Annotated in this window: 19 protein-coding genes and 1 riboswitch; of the genes, 17 read left to right on the forward strand and 2 right to left on the reverse strand. The window is 28.5% G+C overall.

What is annotated here, in order from left to right; translation table 11 throughout:
- Positions 1-101 precede the first annotated feature (101 nt).
- The 9 genes from RDK80_RS17970 (at position 102) to RDK80_RS18010 (ending at position 12,933) form a co-directional block, all read left to right on the forward strand.
- Entirely contained in the window at positions 102-341 is a 240-nt protein-coding gene (locus RDK80_RS17970) for a TIGR04540 family protein (RefSeq protein WP_308525066.1), read from the forward strand.
- A 42-nt stretch (positions 342-383) separates the two neighbouring features.
- Positions 384-1,214 (forward strand): site-specific DNA-methyltransferase, encoded by an 831-nt coding sequence (locus tag RDK80_RS17975; protein ID WP_308525067.1) that lies wholly within the window; start codon positions 384-386, stop codon positions 1,212-1,214.
- A 3-nt stretch (positions 1,215-1,217) separates the two neighbouring features.
- Positions 1,218-3,983: an N-6 DNA methylase gene (locus RDK80_RS17980; protein ID WP_308525068.1), complete on the forward strand. Its 2,766-nt coding sequence runs from the start codon at positions 1,218-1,220 to the stop codon at positions 3,981-3,983.
- A gap of 193 nt (positions 3,984-4,176) precedes the next feature.
- Entirely contained in the window at positions 4,177-6,774 is a 2,598-nt protein-coding gene (locus RDK80_RS17985; RefSeq protein ID WP_308525069.1) for a TrlF family AAA-like ATPase, read from the forward strand.
- A 162-nt stretch (positions 6,775-6,936) separates the two neighbouring features.
- A complete protein-coding gene (locus RDK80_RS17990; protein WP_308525070.1) occupies positions 6,937-7,914 on the forward strand; it encodes a hypothetical protein in 978 nt (325 codons plus the stop codon).
- An 18-nt stretch (positions 7,915-7,932) separates the two neighbouring features.
- On the forward strand, positions 7,933-10,461 hold the full coding sequence (locus tag RDK80_RS17995; protein WP_308525071.1) for a UvrD-helicase domain-containing protein: 2,529 nt from the start codon (positions 7,933-7,935) through the stop codon (positions 10,459-10,461).
- 184 nt (positions 10,462-10,645) lie between these two features.
- Positions 10,646-11,503 (forward strand): hypothetical protein, encoded by an 858-nt coding sequence (locus RDK80_RS18000; RefSeq protein ID WP_308525072.1) that lies wholly within the window; start codon positions 10,646-10,648, stop codon positions 11,501-11,503.
- A 79-nt stretch (positions 11,504-11,582) separates the two neighbouring features.
- Complete coding sequence (locus tag RDK80_RS18005; RefSeq protein WP_308525073.1) at positions 11,583-12,098, forward strand: hypothetical protein; 516 nt, start codon at positions 11,583-11,585, stop codon at positions 12,096-12,098.
- Positions 12,099-12,108: 10 nt separating this feature from the next.
- The gene (locus tag RDK80_RS18010) at positions 12,109-12,933 is read left to right on the forward strand and encodes an SEC-C metal-binding domain-containing protein (RefSeq protein WP_308525074.1); all 825 of its coding nucleotides are present in this window, start codon (positions 12,109-12,111) and stop codon (positions 12,931-12,933) included.
- Positions 12,934-12,972: 39 nt separating this feature from the next.
- On the opposite strand, the gene RDK80_RS18015 is transcribed toward RDK80_RS18010, so the two are convergent.
- On the reverse strand, positions 12,973-13,872 hold the full coding sequence (locus tag RDK80_RS18015; protein ID WP_308525075.1) for a tyrosine-type recombinase/integrase: 900 nt from the start codon (positions 13,870-13,872) through the stop codon (positions 12,973-12,975).
- A 491-nt stretch (positions 13,873-14,363) separates the two neighbouring features.
- Between RDK80_RS18015 and RDK80_RS18020 the strand changes: the two genes are divergently transcribed.
- The 4 genes from RDK80_RS18020 to hsp18 all read left to right on the forward strand — a co-directional run bounded on the left by RDK80_RS18020 (position 14,364) and on the right by hsp18 (position 19,000).
- Positions 14,364-15,965: a methyl-accepting chemotaxis protein gene (locus RDK80_RS18020; RefSeq protein WP_094899524.1), complete on the forward strand. Its 1,602-nt coding sequence runs from the start codon at positions 14,364-14,366 to the stop codon at positions 15,963-15,965.
- 265 nt (positions 15,966-16,230) lie between these two features.
- A complete protein-coding gene (locus tag RDK80_RS18025; protein ID WP_308525076.1) occupies positions 16,231-18,105 on the forward strand; it encodes an Eco57I restriction-modification methylase domain-containing protein in 1,875 nt (624 codons plus the stop codon).
- 76 nt (positions 18,106-18,181) lie between these two features.
- Positions 18,182-18,427 carry a TIGR03905 family TSCPD domain-containing protein gene (locus RDK80_RS18030; RefSeq protein ID WP_094899526.1) on the forward strand — a complete coding sequence of 82 codons (246 nt, stop codon included), beginning with the start codon at positions 18,182-18,184 and terminating at the stop codon, positions 18,425-18,427.
- 129 nt (positions 18,428-18,556) lie between these two features.
- Complete coding sequence (hsp18, locus tag RDK80_RS18035) at positions 18,557-19,000, forward strand: heat shock protein Hsp18 (protein WP_094899527.1); 444 nt, start codon at positions 18,557-18,559, stop codon at positions 18,998-19,000.
- A 230-nt stretch (positions 19,001-19,230) separates the two neighbouring features.
- Positions 19,231-19,330, reverse strand: a riboswitch (glycine riboswitch).
- 299 nt (positions 19,331-19,629) lie between these two features.
- Here the strand turns inward: hsp18 and RDK80_RS18040 are convergent.
- A complete protein-coding gene (locus tag RDK80_RS18040) occupies positions 19,630-20,304 on the reverse strand; it encodes a PHP domain-containing protein (RefSeq protein WP_094904243.1) in 675 nt (224 codons plus the stop codon).
- 363 nt (positions 20,305-20,667) lie between these two features.
- On the opposite strand from RDK80_RS18040, the gene RDK80_RS18045 reads away from it, so the two are divergent.
- The 4 genes from RDK80_RS18045 (at position 20,668) to RDK80_RS18060 (ending at position 25,963) form a co-directional block, all read left to right on the forward strand.
- Positions 20,668-21,534: a cation diffusion facilitator family transporter gene (locus RDK80_RS18045; protein WP_094904244.1), complete on the forward strand. Its 867-nt coding sequence runs from the start codon at positions 20,668-20,670 to the stop codon at positions 21,532-21,534.
- Positions 21,535-21,637: 103 nt separating this feature from the next.
- Positions 21,638-22,672, forward strand: a complete 1,035-nt coding sequence (locus RDK80_RS18050) for a C40 family peptidase (RefSeq protein WP_094904245.1) — start codon at positions 21,638-21,640, stop codon at positions 22,670-22,672.
- 182 nt (positions 22,673-22,854) lie between these two features.
- Entirely contained in the window at positions 22,855-24,351 is a 1,497-nt protein-coding gene (locus tag RDK80_RS18055) for a Na+/H+ antiporter NhaC family protein (protein WP_374041684.1), read from the forward strand.
- Between the two features lie 181 nt (positions 24,352-24,532).
- Positions 24,533-25,963 carry a sigma 54-interacting transcriptional regulator gene (locus RDK80_RS18060; RefSeq protein WP_308525077.1) on the forward strand — a complete coding sequence of 477 codons (1,431 nt, stop codon included), beginning with the start codon at positions 24,533-24,535 and terminating at the stop codon, positions 25,961-25,963.
- Positions 25,964-26,059 lie beyond the last annotated feature (96 nt).

Genomic DNA, 26,059 nt, shown 5'->3' on the forward strand with positions numbered 1-26,059 from the left:
ATATTATATAGATACAATATGAATATAACATTTATTATGGTAAATATGAATAAAAAATGATATAATGCATTGAGAAACAATAGTTTGGGAGGTGTTTTTGTATGATAACATACTTCAAGAATCAATCAGACTTATCAAATGCTTTAATATCTGTCATAGATAAATATTGGGCGTTACAAATAAATGAAGAAGAATTTATTACTTATCTTAAGCAAGTAGCCGAAAACAATGAGGAAATGTTGTTCAAAAATAACGGCTATACAACTATTGTAAAACAAAAATTAGGAATCAAGAGATTAAATTTATTAGAAAAGATATTAAAAACAGAATCAGGACATTAGAGAGATTATAATATGATTGTCATTAATTAAGGAGGTTTTCTGTTGAACGATAATATGATTAATAACGTCTTTGAAGGCGATTGTTTAGAGGTTATGAAATTAATAGAGGATACATCAATAGATATGATTTTATGTGATTTACCTTATGGTCATACACAGAATAAATGGGATAGTATTATACCCCTAGATCTATTATGGGAAGAATATGAAAGGATAATTAAACCTAATGGAGCTATAGTTTTAACATCAAGTGGAATGTTCACAGCACAACTGATGTTAAGTAATCCTAAGATGTTTAAATATAAAATGATATGGGTCAAATCTAAATCCACCAATTTTTTAAATGCAAAAAAACAACCCCTTAGGAAATATGAAGAAGTTTGTGTGTTTTATAAGAGACAACCAACCTATAACCCTCAAATGACTGAAGGTGAACCTTATGATAAGGGTATGAGAAAGAATCAATTAAGTGGAAGTTACGGTGATTTTGAACCTGTTCATGTGAAAAGCAATGGAGATAGGTACCCTACAGATGTTATTTACTTTAAAACTGCAGAAAGTGAAGGAGATGTAGTACATCCAACTCAAAAACCTGTTGAATTAGGTAGATATTTAGTTAGAACATTTTCTAAGCCAGGAGATGTTGTTTTAGACAATACTTTTGGTTCAGGTTCATTTATTGTAAGTGCATTGTTAGAAGGAAGAAATTTTATAGGGATAGAAAAAAATGAAGATGTAGAATTGTTTAAAAATGAAACTATTGACTATATAGAGATTGCTAAAAATAGAATAAAAGAAGCATGGGATTCTTTAGATGAGCGTAAAAAGAAAAAGGTGAAGAAGGTTAATTTATTAAAAGAAAGCGGGTGTTAATAAGTGACTGAAGTTAGATGGAATGAGAGAAGTTGGGCTATTGAATTAATTTCTGAAATCAATATGATGTTGTCCACTTTAACATTAAATATTAAAAAAGCAGGTGGAGAAAATAGTGTATCAGCAGGAGGTAAGACATTATTCCCAGACCTGCTACTCTATTCTGACAGAGCAGGAACTAATATTATTCAAGGTTGGGAGCTCAAATTACCTGATATATCAACAACAGATGAAGAGCTTATTCTTAATGCTTCGAAAAAAGCAAAGATGCTTAATTTAAATAGCTTTTTTTTATGGAATTTTAATACTGGATGCCTTTACGTACTAAGACATAATGAATATGTACTTGAAAAAACTTGGTCAAGTGACACTTCCCATATTAGAACAAGAGAGGATGTTGAAACATATAGACATGATTGGCTGGAGGCAATAAAGAAGATACTATTAGAAATAAATCAGTTTATGATAGATGGTGAAATTTCTACAACAAAGGTTGAGTTCTTTATAACCAATAATATGTTATCGATTGCACTTATAGATAATAAAAATATACTTGCAGAGTTTTTAAAGCATGAAGCTCATAGAAACAGAGTTATGAACAGTTGGCTAAATAAGTGGTGGCAGGAAGTAAAGATGGAATATATATCTGATGAGCAAAATGTATTCCAGGCTTACTCTAAAGTTCTTCTTTTAAATTGGGTTAATAAAATAGTATTTGCCCATCTCATTAAAAAATATCACAATCCTGCATTATTGGTAAATACTATACAAGATAACATAACTATTGAAGAGGGCGTAGAAATATTTAAAAAAATAACTAATGAATGTGACTTCTATAGTATTTTTTCTCCAATTGAATATAGTGATAAGTTATCAACCGAAGTATGGAGATATCTTATTTCCTTAAATAAATTCCTTTCAAATAATAATTTACAAGAAATATCTCAAGAATCACTTCAAAGGATACTTGAAAACACTACTCAAATGGTAAAAAGAGAAATAAATGGTCAATATACAACACCATTAATACTAGCCGATATTTTAACAAGAATAACAGTCGATGATTGGACACAAAATTGTTTAGAACCTTGTTCTGGGACAGGCACTATAGCCAAATCATTAATAAAGAATAAAGTAAAAGTATTGTCGTTGGAGGAAGCACATAAAACTACATGGATATCAGATAAGTTCTCATTCCCATTACAAATTTCTAATATTAGTTTAGTAAATTATGATTCTATAAATATTCCATGTCAAATATTTCAAGCTAATGCTTTTGAATTAGAAATAGGTATGCCAATTGAAATTATTAATCCTAAAAATGGCGAAATAATTCAATTAGAATTAGAACCCATAGATGCAATAACTTCAAACTTACCATTTGTTGCTTTTGAAATATCGGACAGTGATGAAAAGGCTTTTAAGGTTGCTACTCTTGATAAAGTGAAGGAAGAAAGCAATATAAATATAAGTAAGAAAAGTGATATCTATGTAGCTTTGATATTTTCCTTATGGAATGTATTAAATATGGGTGGTAGAATGGGCATCATTACTTCTAATTCTTGGTTAGCAACGAGTTGGGGAAAACAATTTATAGAAGCTTTGCTTTATTATTTTAACATTGATAATGTCATTATTAGCGGAAAGGGAAGATGGTTTCCAAATGCAAGGGTAGTAACTACTATGTTAATATTGGAAAAAAAGGAAAAGTCGATTCCAGATGAAAAAAATTTAATAACATTTGGAATTCTAAAGAAAAGTATAGATGAAATGAAAGAAGATGATGTAAATACTATTATTGATTCAATAAATTTAAAGAATAGCGATAATTCTGATGTTATTAAAATCAATCAGTATTCTTTAGCCGATATATTTAAATTGAATAATCTGGGAATATCGTGGAATGCTTTGTTTTATGATATGCCATGGGTGCTAAATATTCAGGATAAACTTTCACCGATTAGTTCAATGTTTAATATAATAAGGGGTTCTAAAAGGGGATGGGATGATATGTTTTTCCCAAATGAGGTTTCTTGTATTGAATCCGAATATATAATAAAAGGGATTAAAACAGCTAAAAATGTTACCAGACTAATAGTAGAACCTGATAGTGATGTGTTTTGTTGTCCAGATTCAATAGATGAACTAAGAGAGAGGGAAGCAGTTGGAACATTGGCATGGATTGACAAATTTGCAGGAATGACAAATTCAACTGGAATTTTACTACCAATAAAGTTAGAGAATGATAGGAATAAAACACACGAAAAATATTGGTATGAACTAAATCCTATTTATGCTCAAGCAGAGTTTTTTACATCAGTAAATCCAAATGAAAGATTATTTTTTGCAAAGACAAATGGGGAATCCTTTATAAATCAGAGAGTAATAGGTTTAAGTTTAAGAGATGAGAATGAAGATAGCATGCTTATGTTCGCTTTAATAAATTCTACTATATCTATGTTTTTTATTGAATCCATTGGGTTCGGAAGGGGAGAAGGTGTACTAGATTTAAGCAAGAAGAGATTTGAAAAATTTATGATGCTTAATCCTGATATACTAACAGAAAAGGATAAAGAAATAATAAAAGAAAAGTTTAAACCTCTACTTAGTAGAGATATATTACCAACAAGAGATGAGTTAGAAATGGAGGATAGAATAGCTTTTGATATAGCTGTATTGGATGCATATGGATTAACAGAGTATTATGATAAAATTAAAAATTCTTTGATTAATATGCAATATACAAGATTATCAGTTAGTATAAATTGAAAAGAATAAGTAGTGTAAATAACATCATTGATGCTTTAATAAAATACTTATTTGACATTAAAAATATAGAGATAATATTAATCTAGGCACTCAAAGATGAGTGTCTTTTTTTGTCACAATTATTTGAAAAATGTAATGATATTGGGGTATAATGTTTGAAATGGAGGGAAAATTTTTACAAGGGGGATTAATGATGGGAGAAATATTTAAAAACGGTAGTAAATGGATAAGGACAGATTTCCATCTACACACAGATGAAGATAAAGAATTTAAATATTCAGGGGAAAAACAAAATTATATTAACGACTATGTAAGCAAGTTAAAGAGTGAGCATATTAGAATTGGTGCTATAACAAATCATAATAAATTTAATAGATATGAGTTTAATAAACTAAGAAAGGAAGCAGAAAACAACAATATTTTACTTATCCCAGGAGTGGAATTGTCAGTAGCAGATGGAGCTAACGGTATCCATACTCTTATTATGTTTAATGAAGATGAATGGCTAGAAAACGGAGAAGATAGAATAAATCAATTTTTAGATAGTGTGTTCTTAGGAATTAGTAATAGAGAGAATGAAAATGCTCGATGTAAATGTTCAATTATAGAAGTTATACGAATACTCGAAAGTATGAATAAAGACTACTTTATAATCATGGCACATATAGAAGATAGATGTGGCTTCTTTAAAGAACTTAGAGGTGGTAGGATAAGTGAGATAGCACAAGAAAAAATATTTGTTGAAAATGTATTAGGTTTTCAAAAGTTAAGAACTTATGATAATATTACTAAACTTAGGGATTGGATGGGGTATGATATAGCTTTTGTAGAAGGCTCAGATCCAAAATCTATTGAACAAATTGGTAAAGGGAAACATTGTTATTTAAAAGTAGGTGACTATTCTTTTGACTCTGTAAAGTTTGCACTTAAAGATATCCATAATAGAGTTTCATGTAATTTTATGCCTAATAATAAAACATTTATTAGATCAATAGCATTTGAGGGTGGAAAACTGGATGGAAAAGAGATTCACTTTGCTGAAAATCTTAACACTTTAATAGGGATTAGAGGTAGTGGAAAATCTTCACTATTAGAACTTATTAGATATGGATTAAATATTAACTTTGGAAGCAACTCTACAGATATGGATTACAAAAAGAACTTAATAAAAAATGCTATTACAAGTAGTGGAAAAATTATCGTAAATATTGTAGATAAGCATAATAAACACTATAAGATAGAAAGAATTTTTGAACATGAGCCACATATTTTAAATGAAAAAGGTGAAGAGTTAGGAATATCTTTAGATACAATTATTAAAAATCCATTATATTTTGGACAAGGAGATTTATCACAGACTGACAAATGTGAAGAAGCATTACTTGATAAATTAATAGGAAATTCAAATAAAGAAGTTCTAAGAAAGATTCAAAACAAGAAACTAGAGTTAATAGATAATATTAATAAGTTTATGAGATTAAAAGATATAGAAGAAGATATCAGAGAAAACGAAACTATAATAAATAATTGCAATCACAATTTAAAGCTATTTAAGAAACATGGAGTAGAAAAGAAATTAAATGATCAAGTTATATATAGCAATGATAAATTACATCTAGAAAATGTTGTTACTGTTTTAAAGAAACACTATAGGGATATAGAAGGTAATATAGGGGAAAGAACAAGTGAAATTATGGAGCTGTTAAATTATTCATCTGAAATTAATAATGATATATTAAACGAGTTAAATAAAACAATTAGTGACTTTATTGGAGCTTTAAACAAAATTTCTTGCCAAGTTGAAGTTATAGAGAATTTAGTTGATAGAATTCCAGAAATAGAAGAAAATTTTAATAATAAATTGAAAAGTATGGAAGAAGAATTTGCAAGGGTAAAACGAGAGATAAATATTCCTGAATTAGATATAAGTGATTTTATGAAATATAATAATAAATTAGAAACAGCTAATAAAGATATAGCTAGACTTGAAAAACAAAAAGATGAAAGAGAATGCTTGAAAACTTCAATAAAAAGCAATGTTCGAGAATTAAATAATTTATATTTAGAAGAATTTAATATATATTCTAGGGAAATAGATAAAGTAAATAATGAACAGGATAAACTTCAAATAAGTATAGGTTTTAAAGATGATAAAGAAAAATTTTTAGAGCATGTTAAAGAAAATTTTAAAGGGAGTGGATTACGAGCAAGCAATCATCTAGATATATCTGAAAAATATGCTGATTATTTGGAAATGTTTTTAGATATTTATTTACAAGAAAATAAATTTAAAGAAATGATTCCTGATAACTATTATGGTAAAGTTGTAGAATTGTTTGAGTTAAACATTCAAAAATTAATTGAGTATAAAACTCCTAATAAAATTAGTATTAACTATCATAACAAACCTTTAGCACAGCATTCAATAGGGCAAAGAGCATCAGCATTAATTTTATTTGTATTAACACAGAAGGATAATGATTTAATCATAATAGATCAACCAGAGGATGATTTAGATAATCAAGTTATTTATAAAGAGTTGATAACAAATTTACAGCAAAAGAAAAATGATATCCAGTTTATATTTGCTACACATAATGCTAATATACCAGTACTTGGAGATGCAGAGCAGATTATAACCTGTTATTATAAAGACGATGAAATAAACATAGAGTCTGGAAGTATTGATAAAAGAGATATCCAAAAAAGAGTAATAAAGATTATGGAAGGCGGAAGAGATGCATTTAATAGGAGGAATGAAATTTATAAGCTCTGGAAATACAACTTATAAAAAAATAGAAAATTAAGGTAACCTTTATTTGAATGATTAATATAATGGACAACTTAACTTTAGGATATACAATATGGATTAAAATCATGATTTTATAAAATATAGTTTTATTCTTTAAACAAAGAAATACTAAGTAAATATTAATAAAGGGGTAAGAAGGCTATGAAGAAGAAAGAACTTAATGAGTTTAAAAAAATTATTATTGAAGAATATCCAGAAGATTTTATTTCACAGATTTATCCTTGTTACAATCTAGAGACAATAACTAATAATAATATAGACTTTCATAATTGTGCTAATATATTAAAATGTGAATGGATAAACAATGTGAGTGATTTTATAAAATATTTAAATCATAAAGAGTATAAAGCATATAAATGGGCAAGGTGCTTAGATGATGGGAGTAGTAAGGGTAAGGAACCAGAGTGTGAGCTTATTAATGATTATTCTAACAATGATAAATTAGTTGTAGAAGTTAAGTCAATTGTAGAACTAACAGATAAAGAGAAAAGAGAAAAGTTTTCTTTCATTAACTTTAATAAGATCATAGAAACTATGATAAATTTTGATAAACAGTTATTATACAAGTTGAATACAAAGCCGTATTCATTACGTATTTGTTCAGAAATAAAGTGGGGTAAAAATAATAAAATAGAAAATGCTGAATTAGTAATTAAAAATATAAAGAGAGCAATAGACAGTTCATTTTCTAATTCTATAGATAATAGTTTAAGTGAAGAATTTGAAGTAGGTGGAGCTAAATTTATATTTGGAGTACTCAATAAAGAATGTGCAAAAGAAAATGGCATTGAAACAGGGCTGACAATTAACGGGCCATTAAAAATGTCGAGCTTTAAGGAATTCATACCAGAATTTAATAAATTTAAGCAAAAGATAGATGAGTATATAAACAGTACAGTAGAAAAATTTAATGGTTATGATGAACATAGAAAAATTCTATTACTATTTAATGATAGCAAATATTTCAGTAGTGAATTAAAAAAATATCTGTCTGAAATAAAAAGGCCAGATATAATAAAAGAATTATGGTTTGCAGAATATGAAACACAAATTATAGATGAATATATGAATGAGGAAGTGGTAGGTTTAAAATATGAAATGATTTTAGAAGAAGATTAAATATAAAGGGGTATATCGGTGAATGTATTGAATTGGATTTTAAATTATTTTAAATCATTACTTAAAAATAGAGAACAGAAAAAAAGAGAGCTAATTAACAAGTATAGGCACATTCTTAATAGTTGTAATTTAGCAAATGAGCGTTTTAATACCTTATTTAATGGAACTTATTATATTAATTATCAAATAAAAGATAGATGGAAAACTCAATATAATCAACTATTTATTGAAACTGAACATAACAAGAATTACAAGAAAGCTAAACTTTCAAATGAAGAAATAAATAAGATAATAAAATTTATAACTAATTATTCCATGTTTCTTGAGAAGTGTGATGAATATAATTTAGAATTTGTTGAGAAAGAGAAAATTAATTTTAAGGACCTATTTGATAATATTGAGGGTAGAGCATTAGACAGTCAGCAGAGGGATTGTATTTGTAAAGATGAAATAAATAATCTTGTAATTGCAGGTGCAGGAAGTGGCAAAACAACTACAATTGTAGGGAAAGTAAAATATCTTTTAACTAGATATAAATATAAGCCAAATGAATTATTAGTCTTATCTTTTACTAATGCTAGTGCTAAAGAAATGAGGGATCGAATATTAAAAGAGACTGATGAAGATATTGATGTTATGACCTTTCACAAACTAGGAAAAGAAATTATAGCAGAGGTAGAACAAGAACAAAGGACTCTTACGAAAATAAACATAGAAGATTTCGTTGGTGAAAAATTTAATCATTTAACAAAGAAAGATTTAAGATATAATGATTTGCTTAATAAATACTTCCTAAGTTATATGAAACCTTATAAAAATCAATTCGACTTTAAATCACGAGGAGAATACTATGATTATCTAAGGGATTCTAACATTAGAACTTTTAAAAATGAAATAGTAAAAAGCTTTGAAGAAATGGAAATAGCTAATTTTTTGTATATTAATAGGATTAACTATGAATATGAAAGAAGATACGAATACAAGACAGCTAATAGAGAGTATGGACAGTATCAACCTGATTTTTATCTAACAGATTATGCAATCTATTTAGAGCACTTTGGAATTGATGAAGATGGAAATGTTCCAGAGTTCTTTCAAGGAAAAGATGGAAAGTCTGCTAAGGAAATATATAACGAGGGAATTATTTGGAAAAGACAATTGCACAAAGAAAAAGGAACAAAGTTAGTTGAAACATATTCTTGGGAGAAATCTGAAGGAGTCTTACTGGATAATTTAAAGATAAAGCTAGAGCAATTTGGAGTAGAATTTAACCCCATATCTAGGAATGAATTGTGGGACTTAATAGAGAAGGATAAAAGTTATGAACTAACAAGCTTTGTTAAATTAATGGGAACTTTTATAAATTTATTGAAATCAAATAATTATTTCATACAGGATATTAAGAAGAAAAACAATAGATTATCAATAGGCCTTGAAAGAATAAGAAACGAAGCTTTTATTAATCTTATAGTTCCAATATATGAAGCATATGAGGCACAATTAAAAAATAATAATGAAATAGATTTTAATGATATGATTAATAAAGCTATTAAGTATGTTGAGGAGGGTAAATTCAGAAAGATTTATAAGTATATTATAGTTGATGAGTATCAAGATATATCTCTAACTAGATATAATCTTATAAAAGCCATTAAGAATCAAAGTAATTCAAAACTATTCTGTGTAGGAGATGACTGGCAATCTATTTATAGATTTGCAGGATCTAATATAAAGTTATTTACTGATTTTGAAAACTACTTTGGATTTACTGAAAAATCCTACATTGAAACTACTTATAGATTTAATAAAAATTTGATTGATTTAAGTAGTAAATTTATATTGAAGAATAAAGCACAGGTAAAAAAACAGCTTAGAGCATTTAATGATAATAACAAACAGGCTTTTGAATTGGTATATGGAGAGAATCATACTGAATTATCTAAGTTGTTAAAGGAAAAACTTTTTGAACTTCCTGAAAATACCTCTGTTATTTTACTGGGAAGGTATAATCACAAAATTGATCTTAAGCCTTATTTAGATAAGGAACTAACATTTAACAATAAAAATGATGCTGTAAGATTAAGAGGTAGAGAAGACTTAGATATTAAATTCTTAACAGTGCATAAAAGCAAGGGCTTACAGGGGGATTATGTATTTATTCTTAATAACACTAACGATAAACTTGGATTCCCAAGTCAAATTGAAGATGATCCTGTTTTAAATTTGTTAATTGATAATAGTGATATTTTTAAAAATGCCGAGGAAAGAAGATTATTCTATGTAGCACTAACAAGATCCAAGAAGTATGTATATCTAATGGTCAAAGATAAACGAAAATCATCTTTTGTTAGAGAAATCGAAAAAGATTATAAGATAATTCAAAACGAGGAAAAAAATAAAAAGCCTTGCCCTGAATGTAAAGAGGGGCATTTGGTATTAAAAGCAGGGGTTTGTTACAATGGAAAGAATTTACCCGACTTTTGGGCATGTTCTAATTATCCATATTGTAAGCAAATTAAATCTATCAAGAAAAAGGAAATTTATTAAATGTTATCATACAAAAAAAGATTTCAGAAAAGAAATAAGGTGACATAACTAGTATTGAAATATAACTATGGGTATATCAAACTGTCACAGTATGCTACAAAGGAGAGATTTATTAACCAATTTGTAATTAAAGACAATTATTAAAAGATATAATAATACTTTATAGGAATTGTGAGGGATATAATTGAAAATAGATATATTTGAAAATGGAATTACAGCATGGAAAGAATCAATATTAGTATTAGAAAAAATATTAAATGGGGAAGTGGATTTCTCCAATTATAGACGATTTATTATTAATTTACAAAGTGGTCTTGAATTATTATTTAAGAAGATGCTATTTGATAAAAATGAATTTATGATATTTTCGTTTGATAAGTTTCAAGATAAAGTGCTTAAAGAATATAAAAATTCTACAAAGGAAGGAAAGAGTATTTTTGAATATGTGGCTTCTAAAAACAAGCAGTTACCTCATACAGTAAATTTTAAAGAGAGTTACCAAAGGTTGGTATATCTTTATAATATGGATTGCTTTAATGAAGAAATTATAGCAAATTTATTAAAATTAGAAAATTTAAGAAATAATTTAGTTCATTTCGAGGTGGATATTGACGAGGAAGTCGTAAGTAGTTTGGCAAAATTATTATTGGATTGTGACGAGATATTTCAAGAAAATATTGATGAATATGGTTGGGGAAACAATTATATTTTAGAGAATACAAGATGTATGATTAATAAAAAAGATTTGAATATTAACAAATTAATATCTGAAAATGTAATTAATCAGCAGATATTAAATGAATTTAAGAATGAAGCGGGTAGTTTTGTAGAAATAGATATTAACGACTATGAATTAATTGCTGAGATTATACAGCATCAATCAAGTAATATAAAACTAAGCAAAGATGAATTAATAAGAAGGATAGAAATGCTAGTTAGACATGGATACATTGAAGAAAATTATTATAATTTCAGTTATGGAAATGATGATATGGATTCTATTACAGTAATTGAGATAACTGATAAGTTTAAATCATGCTAGTTTATTGTAAATCATTGCATATATTTTTAATTTAGGTAGTGTGTATTAATGTTTTAGAATATTAAAGGGGGAAATTACAATGCTACATGAAAGCAAAGAAAATGAAAGAATAGAGGTAACTGAAGTTGGATTAAGTTTTGAAGATGTATATAAGCAAGACTATTTTCCAAAAGAATATGAAGAAGAATTAAAATTAGCAAACCTATTACTTATACCTAGAACGTTTAGAGATTATGAAATACCTGTATTTCCAGAAGGGACTCTAGAGTTTTTTGAATACATAAAAGATAGGGCTATTAATACAGATTTAATACCTGATATTTGTGTTTCTGATGAACGGTATAGAGAATTAGAGTTGCATTCAGACATAATAAACTTACCTGAATTAATAGTGAATAATTTTGCACTACCAATAATTACTTCAATAATTGCTTCATACTTTTATGACAAAATAAAGGAACGAAAAAAAGATATAAATGCAACTGTTAATATTACAGTGGAAAAAAAGGGGAAATCAAAAAAGATATCATATGAAGGTAATATAGAGAATTTCGAAAAAACAATGAAAATTGTCTCCAAAAATCTTTTTGAATAGTGGTGAGATTATGAATTTAGAACAATTAAAGCAGAAGTTAGAAAAGGAGAATGGATCATTTGATAAGGATATTACTGATAGATTAGCAGAGTTAAAAAAAGATGCTGTATCAAATAATAATCAAGACTCTGCAAAAGAAATATGGTGCTTAGAGCAAATTGCTTCCATTAAAAATCTTTATATCAAAATGTATGATAATCTTCTTGAGAAAAAACACTTTGATGCATGGCATAATTTAGAACGTATAGAGATTAAAATTGTTTATCTAAGAAGACATTTTAACTACTCAGGAAATAAATATAATTTGGAATTCATAGAAGAATATTCAGAAAAGTTTCAAAAGCTATTTCCATATTTTATATTTATGAGTCGCGAATCGATAATTAAAAAGTCAGAATGCTCCATTTGTGGAAAACCAATATCCATTAGAAAGCCATGTGGGCATAAAGTTGGAGATATATATAATGGTGAAATGTGTTTAAGAAAAGTAGTTGATATGGAGTTTCTAGCTATGGCCTTAGTAGAGAATCCGGTGGATAAATATACCGTATTGTTTCCAGAAGGAAAAGAGTATGACTATTCAATACTTGATAATTTGATGCAATATTTAAAAACACCTTTTGATAAATGGGATTTAGAAATAATAAAAGAAATTAAGCCAGAATATAAGGGTATTGGTCGTAATGATAAATGTCCTTGCAAATCTGGAAGTAAATATAAAAAGTGCTGTCTTAGATCAGGTGGAGATTTAATGGATCATCATAAAATACTACTTTATGATCAACCAGAGAAAGAAATAATACCAAATTTCATAACAAGTACTTGGAAAGAATAAAAAATGACACCTTCTATTAACAGAAGGTGTTGTATTATTTTATAAACCTACAGGAAATTTTTCTACCTGTTTTCTTAAATGATCAACATTTGTGTGAGTATAAATTTTAGTGGAGTTTAAATCTTCGTGGCCGAGCAATTCTTTAATTGAAATTATATCAACCCCGTTTTGATGAAGCAAGGATGCAAAAGAGTGCCTACATTTATGAATAGTATAACCTTTGTTACCTAGTCCAGATTTTTCTAAATACCTTCTAAAAAGATTTTGAAAATTACTAACACTCATTCTATTACCTTGATCAGAAATAAGAATAGCTCGATTAGTTAAAGGAAGTCTAGTTTGTAGATATTCCCAAAGGTCAGTAGCTAGTGGCTCTATTAAAGGAACAATCCTTTGTTTATTACCTTTAGCTTTTAAAATTGTGATAGTTTTAGCTTGAAAATCTACATTATCAAAATCTAAGCTTAATACTTCAGATCTTCTAGCCCCTGTAAATACCAGTAATTCAATCATTATTTTATCTCTTAGTCTATGTTCAGGAAAACGGGCATATTTTTCTGGTGCTTGAAGTAATCTAGTCAATTCATTTTCTTTGATATATATTGGAATGTTTTGCTCCTTTTTAGGTGCTTTAATGGGCAACATAGGATTTTTTTCAATATATTCAGTTTCTAATAAAAATTTAAAAAAAGATGATAATGAATTAATTTTCCTTCTTACTGTTTCATTTTTATAATTTTTATGCTGTTTTAAATATACTACATATCTTCTCAAAACTTGTGTTGTGATAGTATTAATCCTAGGTTCAATACCACCAATAGTCAAAAAAACATTAAAAATCCTGAAATCCGTAGTATAACTCGTTATGGTTGCTTCTGAAGCATTTTTTTCTGCTTTCATATAGTCTAAAAATTCATCATGATAATATTGTAAGTTCATACAAAATCCCTCCTTAATTTTAAAGAGCTATAAAAACCTTTAAGTCTAAAATGTTATCAAATAAACATTAACCAATTTTATGTTTTGGGGGTTCTGGATATAGTTATTTGGCTTATAGTCGGGCTTTAAAAAATTAAAAAGATAGAACTTAAAAATGGCTCAAAATAAAGGTTTGCAAATGGCTATTTTTCAAGGTTTGTATGACAAGAAGGGATATAGAACCCCAGTATCGACAGAACACGGCTTATAGACTTACTCGTATACATAATGTGAAACCTAAAGGGGTATAACCCTTTAGGTTTCTTTGTTTTTGAATATCCAATAGATTTATTTAAATTACTTAAATATATAATTTTTTCATTAATGAATTAATGTTAGATTACTGGGTATTTATTAGAAGGATAAATAGCAACCAATGAAATCTCTCATAGTTTTAAAGGACAAACTATTAAACTATTTGGCTAACTATCATATAATAGAGGAGGAAATAAATGAAAATCAATGTTAAACTAAAAATCATAGTAATAGTCTTATTAATTTTTTCATTAAGCAGTACAGTATCAGTATTTTACCAACTAGAGAAAATGGATGCTGATAGTAGAGTAATTAATGATGCTGGTTCCGTCAGGGGAGGGAGTCAAAGGCTTATTAAGTTGGAGTTAGTAGGTCAAAACTCTGATGAACTTATTGATTCAATAGAAAAAAAGATAAACGGATTAATCGATGGAGATTCTGAATTAGAATTGCCAAGGGCTACAGATGAAGATTTTATTTCAGCTATGGAGAAAGTAAGAATAGACTGGGAAGATATAAAGGAAACCATATATGAAAGTAGAAAAAGTGGTGATAAATCTAATCTAATAAGTAAAAGTGAGAACTTCTTTGATACCACTAATAAAGCTGTTTCTGCAGCAGAAGATTTTTCAAGGGGAAAGGTAATATTTCTTAAAATATTTCAAGTCATAATATTTGTTCTAAACCTAATAATTTTGGCATTTATATGGATTATGAGCAACAAAGGAATTTCTAGGCCGCTTATGCATTTATTTGAGGCTATAGATACATTGGATGTTTCGGAAAATATACCAGAAGAATTTATGGCTAAAAAGGATGAAATAGGACTATTATCTAATGCATTTCAGAAGGTCATAGATAGATTAAGGCATCTTATAAATCAGATATCAGAACTGTCTAATGAAGTAGCAGATTTTTCTGAGGAACTTAATTTAACGATTAATCAATCGGCTATCGCAACAGATGAAGTTGCTAGGGTAATAGAAGAGATTGCCAAAGGTGCAAATGAGCAGGCAGAGGAAACTGGAAGAGGAGCAATGGATATAGCCTATTTAGGTTCTTTAGTAGAGCAAGAACAGGAACTATTAAAAGAACTAAAAAAGTCTACTGAAGAGGTAAATACACTAAAGAATGAAGGAATTGAAATTATAAAGGAGCTTGTTGAAAAAACGGCGGCTAATAATGAGGCATCTCTAAAAGTTAGAAAGGTAGTAATGGATACCAGTAAAAGTGCAGAAAAAATTGAAAACGCAAGTCATATGATAAAGAGTATTGCAAGCCAAACTAATCTATTAGCATTGAATGCGGCTATAGAGGCGGCAAGGGCGGGAGAAGCAGGTCGTGGTTTTGCAGTGGTAGCGGAAGAAGTAAGGAAACTTGCGGAAGAATCTAATAATTTTACTGAAGAGATATCAAAAATAGTAATTGATCTTATTGAGAAAGTTGATCACGGTATAGTTATCATAGGAGAGGTGGAAAAAATAGCTGTTTCACAGACAGAAAGCGTAGAACTAACCAATGATAAATTTGAAGGAATAGCTGCTTCTATAGAAAGGATCAAAGAAGCCACAGAGATTATAAATAAATCTGGACAAGAAATGATAGGGAGAAAAGATGAAATTATAAGTGCTATGGAAAATTTATCTGCCATATCAGAGGAAAATGCAGCAGGAACACAAGAAGCTTCAGCTTCAGTGGAAGAGCAGACTGCATCAATGCAGGAGATTGCCAATTCTAGTGATTCCTTATCTGAACTGGCGATTAAGATGAAGGAAAGCATTGATAAATTTAAATCTTAAAATTTAGATTTAAATCTCAAATATATAACTGAATATTTCACAGCATTCATATATATTCAGATAATATATGAATGCTGTGTTTTTGTGCCTTGTTTTAATTGGTGATTAAGCTATTTAAAGATGTTAGATTATTAGTATAGTTTTTAAACTTATATTGTAATTTATTAGCTTTTCTATTATACTCAATTTAATATGAATATACCACAGAAAATACCTAATAGGTAAATCTACAGATAAAATTGAAATAAAATTGAGGTGAAAGAATATGGGACCTAATATACTAGGTGATATTTATCAAAAGAATACTAACAAAGAAATCCGAAAATCAATAGGCCAATACTATACACCTGATTTTATTATTAAATATATACTTAAGAAGACAATAGGAAAAGCAGATATTATAAAAAATCCTTATATCAGTGTTATAGATATTTCTTGTGGAGCAGGATATTTCCTGATGGAGGCTTATAGTATTTTAAAAGAAAAATTTTTATTAAGTTTAGAAGAACTAAGGGAAAAATACGGAGAAGATATATATACCTTAGAAAAAGAAGGACGGATATATAGTTTAAATGGAATTGATTATTGGAGAAAAGAAAATATTCATTACCATATATTAAAGCATTGTATTTATGGGGCAGATAAAGATAAAACTGCAGTAAATTTAACTAAAATAGGATTATTGGGAAAAGAGCCAACTAGTAAAATAGAAGAATTGAATATAGTGGAATGCGACAGTTTATATAGATGGGAAAAAAATTACATAGATGAATGCAAATTAAAAGAAGAAAATAAACTTATAGAGTTTTGGAGGAAAAAATATAATTATGTAATCGGTAATCCTCCATATATAGGACATAAACAATTGGATATGAGATATAAGCAGTGGTTACTTCAGGAGTATGATAGTGTATTTAAGGATAAATCAGATATTTCTTTTTGTTTTTTTAAGCGAATAATTGATATTTTATCTCCAGACGGTATAAGCGGGATTATTACCTCAAGATATTTTATGGAAAGTCCAACGGGAAAACATTTAAGATCATATCTAGCAAATAATGTAGATATTCTAGAAATAGTAGATTTTTATGGAGCAGAGATATTTAAAGGGATTGGTGTTGCAACAGCAATATATTTTTTTAAGAATGATAAGTCAGATTATAATAAGGTTACTGTAAATAAATTAATAGATGATGGAAATCAATTTGAAGATTTAAAAGATCTACAGGAAGTTATAAAATCTGACCTATTTGAAAGATTTGATGTAGAACAAGTTAATTTATATACAGATAGATGGATATTATCACCTAAGAGCATTCTTAATATATATAAGAAAATAGAAAGTAAGGCGAAAAAAAGGCTGGGAGATGTGGTTACATCCTTTCAAGGAATTATAACAGGATGTGATAAGGCATTTGTATTAACATCAGAAGAAATAGAGAAAAATAATATTGAAAGAGAATTATTAAAAAGATGGATAAAAAATAGAAATGTGGAAAGATATCAAGTCTCAGATACGGATTTATCTCTGATTTATTCAGATTTAATTCAATCAGAAAAAAAGTATCCTAATAGCATAGAGTTTATTAGAAACTATAGGGAAAGATTAGAAAATAGAAGAGAATGCAAAAATGGCGCAAAAAAATGGTATCAATTACAATGGGGACGAGACACAGCATTGTTTGAACAACCTAAAATTGTATTTCCATATAAAGCTAGTAGAAATAGATTTGCATTAGATTATAATAACGTATATTGTAGTGCAGACGTATATTCTATAATTATTAAAGAGGAATATAAGAATGAAATTCCATTAGAATATCTTGTAGGATTGCTTAACTCTAGTATTTATGAATTTTATTTTAAACTATTTGCTAAGAAGATGGGGAGAGGAATATATGATTATTATCCAAATTCTGTACTAGATATGAAGATAATAACTGAGGATATAATTGATGATGTAGTATGTAGAGTAAAACAAATAATGGATTTACTATTAATATTAGATGAGGATATGGATAATAAAAGATTGGTAGAAGAAAGAATATATAAACTAGAGGGAGAAATAGATAGAATTATAGGAGGTTATTTTAATATAGATGAAGAAGAATATAAAATTTATAGAAGATATTTAAAATAAATTAATCTATACTATATCTTTCAAATTGTTGTATAATATACTATGTCATATTAAACATCATGGGAGGAGAAAATAAATGTATGAGTATGCAACATCTGGAGTTTGCGCAAAGGATATAAAATTTGAAGTGGAAAATGGTATAGTAAAGAAAGTTTTATTTACTGGAGGATGTAATGGGAATTTGCAGGGTATTGCAAGCCTCGTTGAAGGTATGGAAGTGGACAAGCTTATAGAGAAATTATCTGGTATAAAATGTGGTAATAAAGAGACTTCTTGTCCTGATCAATTATCAAAAGCCTTAATTAAATATAAGAATAAATAGAACTCCTTATTTCTTAGGAGTTCTATTTGCTATTTAAGCCAAATTTCTGTTTCTAGTTCTTAGAATAATTTATAGATTCCTGTGAAAACTAATTTATAAATATACTTAATTATTAGGAGGAATTTAAATATGTTTAATACTATGGGGCCTTTTGGAAATAATAAATTGATGAGGAAAGATGGAACATTCTCACCATTCCTAACAAATTTTTTTGATAACGATTTCTTTTCTCCAATGAATTATTTTCATGGAAACTTTAATGTTGATCTAAAAGAAAATGACAAAGAGTATTTTGTAGAAGCTGATTTGCCTGGAATTAAAAAAGGAGATATAGACATAGATGTAAATAACAATTATTTAACAATCACTGCCAAAAGAAATGAAAATCAAGAAACTAAGGAAGAAAATTATGTCAGACGTGAAAGACATTATGGAGAATTTAAAAGAAGTTTTTATATGGATAATGTAGATGAAGAAAAAATAGAGGCTTATTTTAATGATGGTGTTTTACAAATTGTTTTACCAAAACTGACTAAAGACAATGACAAAAAGAAAAGAATTGAAATTCATTAATAAAACAAAAACATGATTAATTTAATATTAAAATAAAAATTTATGTAGACAAATAAAATCGTGATTATTTAAATAATCACGATTTTATTTGTGTGTGTGTCATAAAATTAATATATACTTAATAACTTCTCAATTGGAAGGTATTAATGCCTCATTTAATTCCCTAAAAGATATCTATTCTGCAAAAAACGAAAAGACAGAGAGGTTGGGCGGCATGAAAATTATTGCCACTCTACCTCCCTGTCCTTGTATCTGAAAGTTTCCTCATAATATGTATTATGAGTTGCTTCTTCGATGCTTGATTCAACAAGTCTCTCCAGGGAACGCGTCAGATTATTGTTAATTACCTGAGAGTTTCAGAATAAGATGAGTGATATCTTAACTCCTTGCTCCTACGGTTATCCTAATTGATATTTCCAATAATCTTCATTCGCTTATTAAATTATCTAACAGATAATATGTTACCATGAATATTAAATAATTTCAAGTAAAATATATTTTTTTTATAATAAAATTATGAAATATAGATAATCTTAATAATATAGAGATAATAAAGATAAAGAAAAAGAACTTCTAGTCAGCAATAGAAGTTCTTTTTCTTTGTTTTTTTATAAGAGAGAGTGAATTTGTTATTTAAGAGATACTATTTTTGTGTGTGAAGAAATATGATCTTCATAGAAATAATCAATATCTTTATATTTACCATTTTTTCTCATAAGAGGATGAAAATTACCTGATTTAAGAGCTTCTATAAAGTCTCTATGATCTCTTATAGTGTCATAGAATTTGGTAGCATATGTCCCAAGTTTCTCAAGCTTATGAGCGTCACTAGCACCTAAAGAGGGCAGGTTTAACTCAGTAGCTAGGGCATAAGATTGCAAATTATGGTATGAATATGTGCTGCCATTGAAGGATTCTATTCCATCTAATAAATGGCTAAGCTTTCTCATGTTTTCCCCTATACCACGATTATTATTTCTGAAAGGGTGAGCTGCAATGGCAGCACCATTATGTTTTTTTACTAATTTTAGTAATTCTTCCGCACTTATCATCTCTTCCGGAATATCTTTAAGTCCAAATACAAGTATATCCCCTTCATGAGTCAATACTTCTGCTCCAACTATTACCAAGATTCCATTGATTTTCGCGGAATCTCCTATTTCATCTCTAAGATTATTATTATCATGGTTTGTGATGCAAATTCCATCTAAACCTATAAATTTAGCTAATTCAATAGATTCTTTAAAATCTAAGAAGCTATCAAATGAATATTTATTTTCATGTACATGAGTATCTATAATCATGGATTTTTCCTCCAAATTTTACTTTATAATAAATAATATATCATAAAAATCTATAAAAGATTTAGATATAGATAAATATTATAGTCATGACTTGTGCTATTAAGAAGTTGAATGATCTGTAACTATATATAGATTATTTAAATTATGAAATTTTAGTTTAACAAGAATAGAAGGATAGATGTAATTAATTGAATAATTTGTTAATACAATAAAATGAAGGGAACTCCTTTATTTTATTGATAAGATATATTATCAATTGATAACGATTTCTATATTCTAAAAATCATTGATTTATCATATATATGGGTATATAATTAACGTTATCATTATCAATTAAAACAATTTAGAATATGGAGGGATATTGTGGAAAATTATAAATTAGGAGTGAGGGCATCTTGGATAACCGTAGTAGTTAATATAATATTAGCTGCATTTAAGGTGATAGCAGGGATTATAGGAAATAGTAGTGCTATGATAGCAGATGGAGTTCATACTTTATCTGATGTTTTAACTACATTTGTAGTTTTGCTTGGATTAAGAATATCATCAAAAGAGGCTGATAAAGAACATCCTTATGGTCATGAAAAATACGAATCTGTATTTGCTAAGGTCTTAAGCATGTTACTATTACTAACTGGTATATTTATCGGATATGAGGCCATTAAAGTTTTAATCAGTGGAGAGACTAGAACTCCAAAATTAATCGCATTGATAGCAGCATTTTTATCTATTATTGTTAAAGAAGGCATGTATTGGTATACCATAAAAATAGCTAGAAAAATCAAGAGTATATCTATGGAAGCAGATGCATGGCATCATAGATCTGATGCATTCTCGTCTATTGGTACATTTGCAGGAGTTCTTGGTGCACAATTAGGATTCACAGCTTTGGATCCAATAGCAGGAATTATTGTATCTATTTTTGTTGTGAAAGTAGGTGTGGATTTATATATTAAGTCCGTAAAAGAGCTAGTTGATGAGGCTGCAAGTGAAGAAGTCATAGAAATGATTAGAGCAAAGTCTGAGTTTATTGATGGAGTCAAAGGAATTAAAAGCCTAAAAACTAGAGTATTTGGAAATAGAATATATGTTGATATAGAGATTTTTGTAGATTCTAATATCTCAGTGAAATCTGGTCATGATATTGCAGAAAAGGTTCATGATAAATTAGAGGCAGAAATAAGTGATATAAAGCATTGTATGGTTCATATTGAGCCTTTCCAAAAATAGGTAATAATTTTTGTAATAATTTTGTAATAATTTGGTTGCAGGATTTAATATAATAGAATATAATAGTGTTATGTTTTAAATCTAATACGAGGGAGTGTTCATATTGTATAATAGAAAACACAAACTGCCGGCAACAATTATAGGTTTATGTCTTATTGGTTTAATTGGATTTAAGGACACTGGTATATTTGTTAAGGAATATATTAGTACAAAAGAAGATGGTACACAAGTTGTATTTAGCAAGGAAGAGAATGTTAATATCCTTAGAGAGACAGATGAAGCATATATAGTTCAAAAAGAGTCTAGCAGATATGAAATACCAATAGATGCTATGATAAGAACAACGAGATCGACTCAAAAATACATAGTGACAAAGAATACTAATATTTTAGACAAGCCAAATGGAATTCCTATTAGACCATTAAATATGGATGAGATTGTACAAGCACTTAAATATGAAGAAGATTATGGATTATTCAGTACAGAAGATGGTATTAATGGCTATATAAGATTGTCTGATATTGATGTTGTGGTAGAAAAAGGTATATCCTACGGAGTTTCAAAAGTTGATAAAGTTTTAAAAAATGATAAATCATTTTACACATTAGTAAACGGTGAGACAGTTGCTATAAATGATTTTAAGGACGATATTTATACTATTGTAGACGAAAGTGGTAACGAATTTAAGGTAAGTGAAAAATATATTGAATTGAGAAAAAGTAGAGAAAAAGTGTCTAGAGGCAATGTGTCTAGAAGAGCAGCATCTGTTACTAAGGTAATAGAAGCAGCATATAATGCTTTAGGAAAACCATATGTATCTGGTGATACTGGTAAGAGAGGGTACGATTGTTCAGGTCTTACTTATTCAATTTATTTAAATGTATTAGGTATGAAACTTAATAGATCTTCAAGTGATCAGGCTAAAAATGGTGTGGAAGTTAATAAAGCTGATCTTATACCTGGTGATTTGGTATTTTTTAGAACAACTGGAAAAGGTATTGGTCATGTAGGTTTGTATATTGGAGAAAATAATATGATACATGCATCTTCAGGTAGAAAAAAAGTTATGATTTCGTCTTTAGATGAGGATTATTATAGAACAAGATATATAACTGCTAGAAGGATTATAAATAATTAGTTTTAAATAAATGCATTGAAGAGCGGCTTTAGTTTTTCAATGCATTTTTAAATAGTTAGAATAGAATATCTAAAATTCACAATTTTCTCGCTATCAAAAAATTCTGTTGTTTACGACTTAATATTATGTTATACTTTAATTAAATTTTAACAATGCAGTTTATAAAAAGGAGGATGATTAAGGTGATTGCATTACTAAAGTTTTCGCCCATATTTTTATTAGCGGGACTTATGATGGTTAGTAATATTGAAGCTTTTAGTTTTCTCGGAGTTGACTTAGATATTTTAGTTATAGCTCCTATTGCAACAGTTTATGCAGCCATAGTTGCGGCTATAACTGAGAAGTACAAGCTTAACGAAATCGTAGATGCAGCCGTAGATAATGTTAAAGAGATGCAATTAGTATTTTTTATTCTTATGCTTGCTTATGCCATGGCAGAAGCATTTATGTCAACTGGAGTTGGCGCTGCAATTATAAATTTAGCCTTAGGATTAGGGATTACAGCTAAGACAGTTGCTGTTACTGCATTTATTATTTCGGCAATATTATCAGTGGCAACCGGTACATCATGGGGTACCTTTGCAGCTTGCGCACCTATTTTCTTATGGTTAAGCCATATAGTAGGAGGAGAAGTGGTTATTACTATTGGAGCTATTGCAGGCGGAGCATGTTTTGGTGATAATATTGGACTTATATCTGATACCACTGTTGTAAGTTCGGGTATTCAAGGTGTAGAGGTTATTCATAGAATTAGACATCAAGGTGTTTGGTCTGTAATATGTTTGGTTCTAGCGGCGATTTTATTCTTTACAGTGAGTTTAGGATTACCGGGTGAAGTTGGTAGTGCATCTGATGCTATAAACCAAATTCCAGAGGAAGTGTGGACAACTTTAGCTGAAGAAAGGCCAGCAGCAGTGGATTTATTAAATCAGGTAAAAGAAGGAGTCCCATTCTATATGATTATCCCTCTTATATTAGTATTAGGAGTTGCTATTAAGGGGATACCTACTTTAGCCTGTTTAGGTCTTGGACTTATTTCTTCTTATATATTAGGTCTATTAGCAGGTACTGTTGAATCAACTACTGCATTTTTAGATCTTATCTATACGGGGTTTGAAGGTGCTGGTTCATGGGTTATAGTTATGATGATGTGGGTTGGTGCATTTGGTGGAATAATGAATAAGATGAATGCATTCAAACCAATTTCTGATTTAGTTTCAAGAATGGTAAGAAATGTTAGACAATTAATGTTTGCTAATGGGCTTCTATCTATTATAGGTAATGCTGCTTTGGCAGATGAAATGGCTCAAATAGTAACTATTGGACCAATAATCAAAGATTTAACAGATGAAAACGTAGAGGCTAGTGAAGAAGACATGTACAAGCTTCGTTTAAGAAATGCAACATTCTCTGATGCTCTAGGGGTATTTGGTTCTCAACTTATTCCATGGCATGTTTATATTGCATTCTTCACAGGGATTGCTACAGCTATATATCCACTTCACGAATTTGTGGAATTTGATATAATTAAATATAATTTTATGGCAATTGTAGCTGTAGTTTCAATTTTATTATTAACTATAACTGGATTGGATAGACTTATTCCTTTATTTGGTATTCCGTCTGAGCCAAAAGTTCAGTTAAAGAAAAATATTAAAAAATCATCAAAAGCTGAATAGGAAAAAACTTTTGATAAAATCATAAAAATCTAATTTAAAAGATATTAACATATAGGAAAGGGATATATTATGAAATTATAGTATATCCCTTTCTTACAATATTTTATTAATTTATAAATGGTTTCATCTGGATTAACTAAAGAAAAAGATGTAAATGAAAATAATAGCCGAGGTGATAGAATTGGACATTGCTTATAAGGATGTCTTGTTTGATATTATTGTAAATAATATCAATTTAGGAATTGCTATAGTTGATAAAGACGGTTTTTTCATTTATTATAATAATGTTATGGGTGAAATAGAAGGATTAGATGAACAAGAGGTTTTGGGAAAACACATTTTTGAAGCGTATCCGTCTTTTGATAAGAAAAATAGTACACTATATCATTGTTTAAATATAGGCACTCCTATTTATAATGATTTACAAAACTATATTAATGGGAAAGGTAGAAAAATTTTTTCTATCGTAACTAATATTCCAATTAAAATTGGAGATAAGATAGTAGGAGCCATAGAAATTGCTAAGGATGTAGACAAGGATGAAAAAACATATAAATCCGTTGATAACTGGTTAAATAAGCCCAAGATGAAGAAGGTTAATAATGATAAAATTAAAACCAATTACTATAATTTTGATGATTTTGTTACTTGTGATAAAAATATTATAAAATTGATTGAAAAGGTAAAAAAGATGGCTCGTTATGAATCTAATGTGTTAATTTATGGAGAAACTGGTACGGGTAAAGAGATATTTGCACAAAGTATTCATAATATAAGCAGTAGGAGAGACAAACCATTTATTGCGCAGAATTGTGCTGCAATCCCTGAAAACTTACTTGAATCTATTCTTTTTGGTACTGAAAAAGGTAGCTTTACAGGAGCTACAGATAAAGAAGGACTATTTGAACAGGCTGACGGGGGAACATTGCTCCTAGACGAATTGAATTCTCTTCCTATTTATCTGCAAGCAAAACTTTTGCGAGTATTACAAGAAAAATATATTCGAAGGGTTGGAGGAACTGCTGAAAAAAGAATTAATGTCAGAGTCATAGCTACAGTGAATGAAGAACCATCAAAACTTATTGAATTAGGGAAACTTAGACAAGATTTATTTTTTAGGTTAAATACCTTGTATATCTATATACCACCCTTAAGAGATAGAAAAAAAGATATATTTTTACTTGTAGAACAGTATGTTAACAGATATAGTTCCGTATTTAATATAAAGTCAGCAGAGTTATCGAAAGATGTTCTAGACTTTTTTGAAAATTATGAGTGGAGTGGGAATGTTAGAGAATTAATTAATGTTATAGAATATATTTTGATGACTATAGATGATGATGGAAAAATAAAATTAAATCACCTTCCTTATTATTTATTAGAAAGATTAGAAAGAGAAAGAATTACCAAGGATTTTAAAGAGAAATATATCAATGATTCTTATCACGATATGTTAGATGATTTTGAGAGAAAGATAATACTAGAAGAGCTTATTAAATGTAGATGGAATGTTACTAAAGCTGCAGAAATGTTGAATATTAAAAGACAAACCTTGCAGAATAAAATCAAAAAACTTAAAATTGATGAGACAAATTATACTGAATTTGCCTAAATAATACTAGTATTGCCCATATATGGGCAATACTAGTATTATTGTTTATGAATACCACCCGCTAAGCGGGTGGTTCCAAAGAGCTTTCAGCGGTGA

Origin of the sequence: uncultured Tissierella sp. (assembly GCF_902479755.1) — a bacterium.
GTDB lineage: Bacteria > Bacillota > Clostridia > Tissierellales > Tissierellaceae > Tissierella > Tissierella carlieri.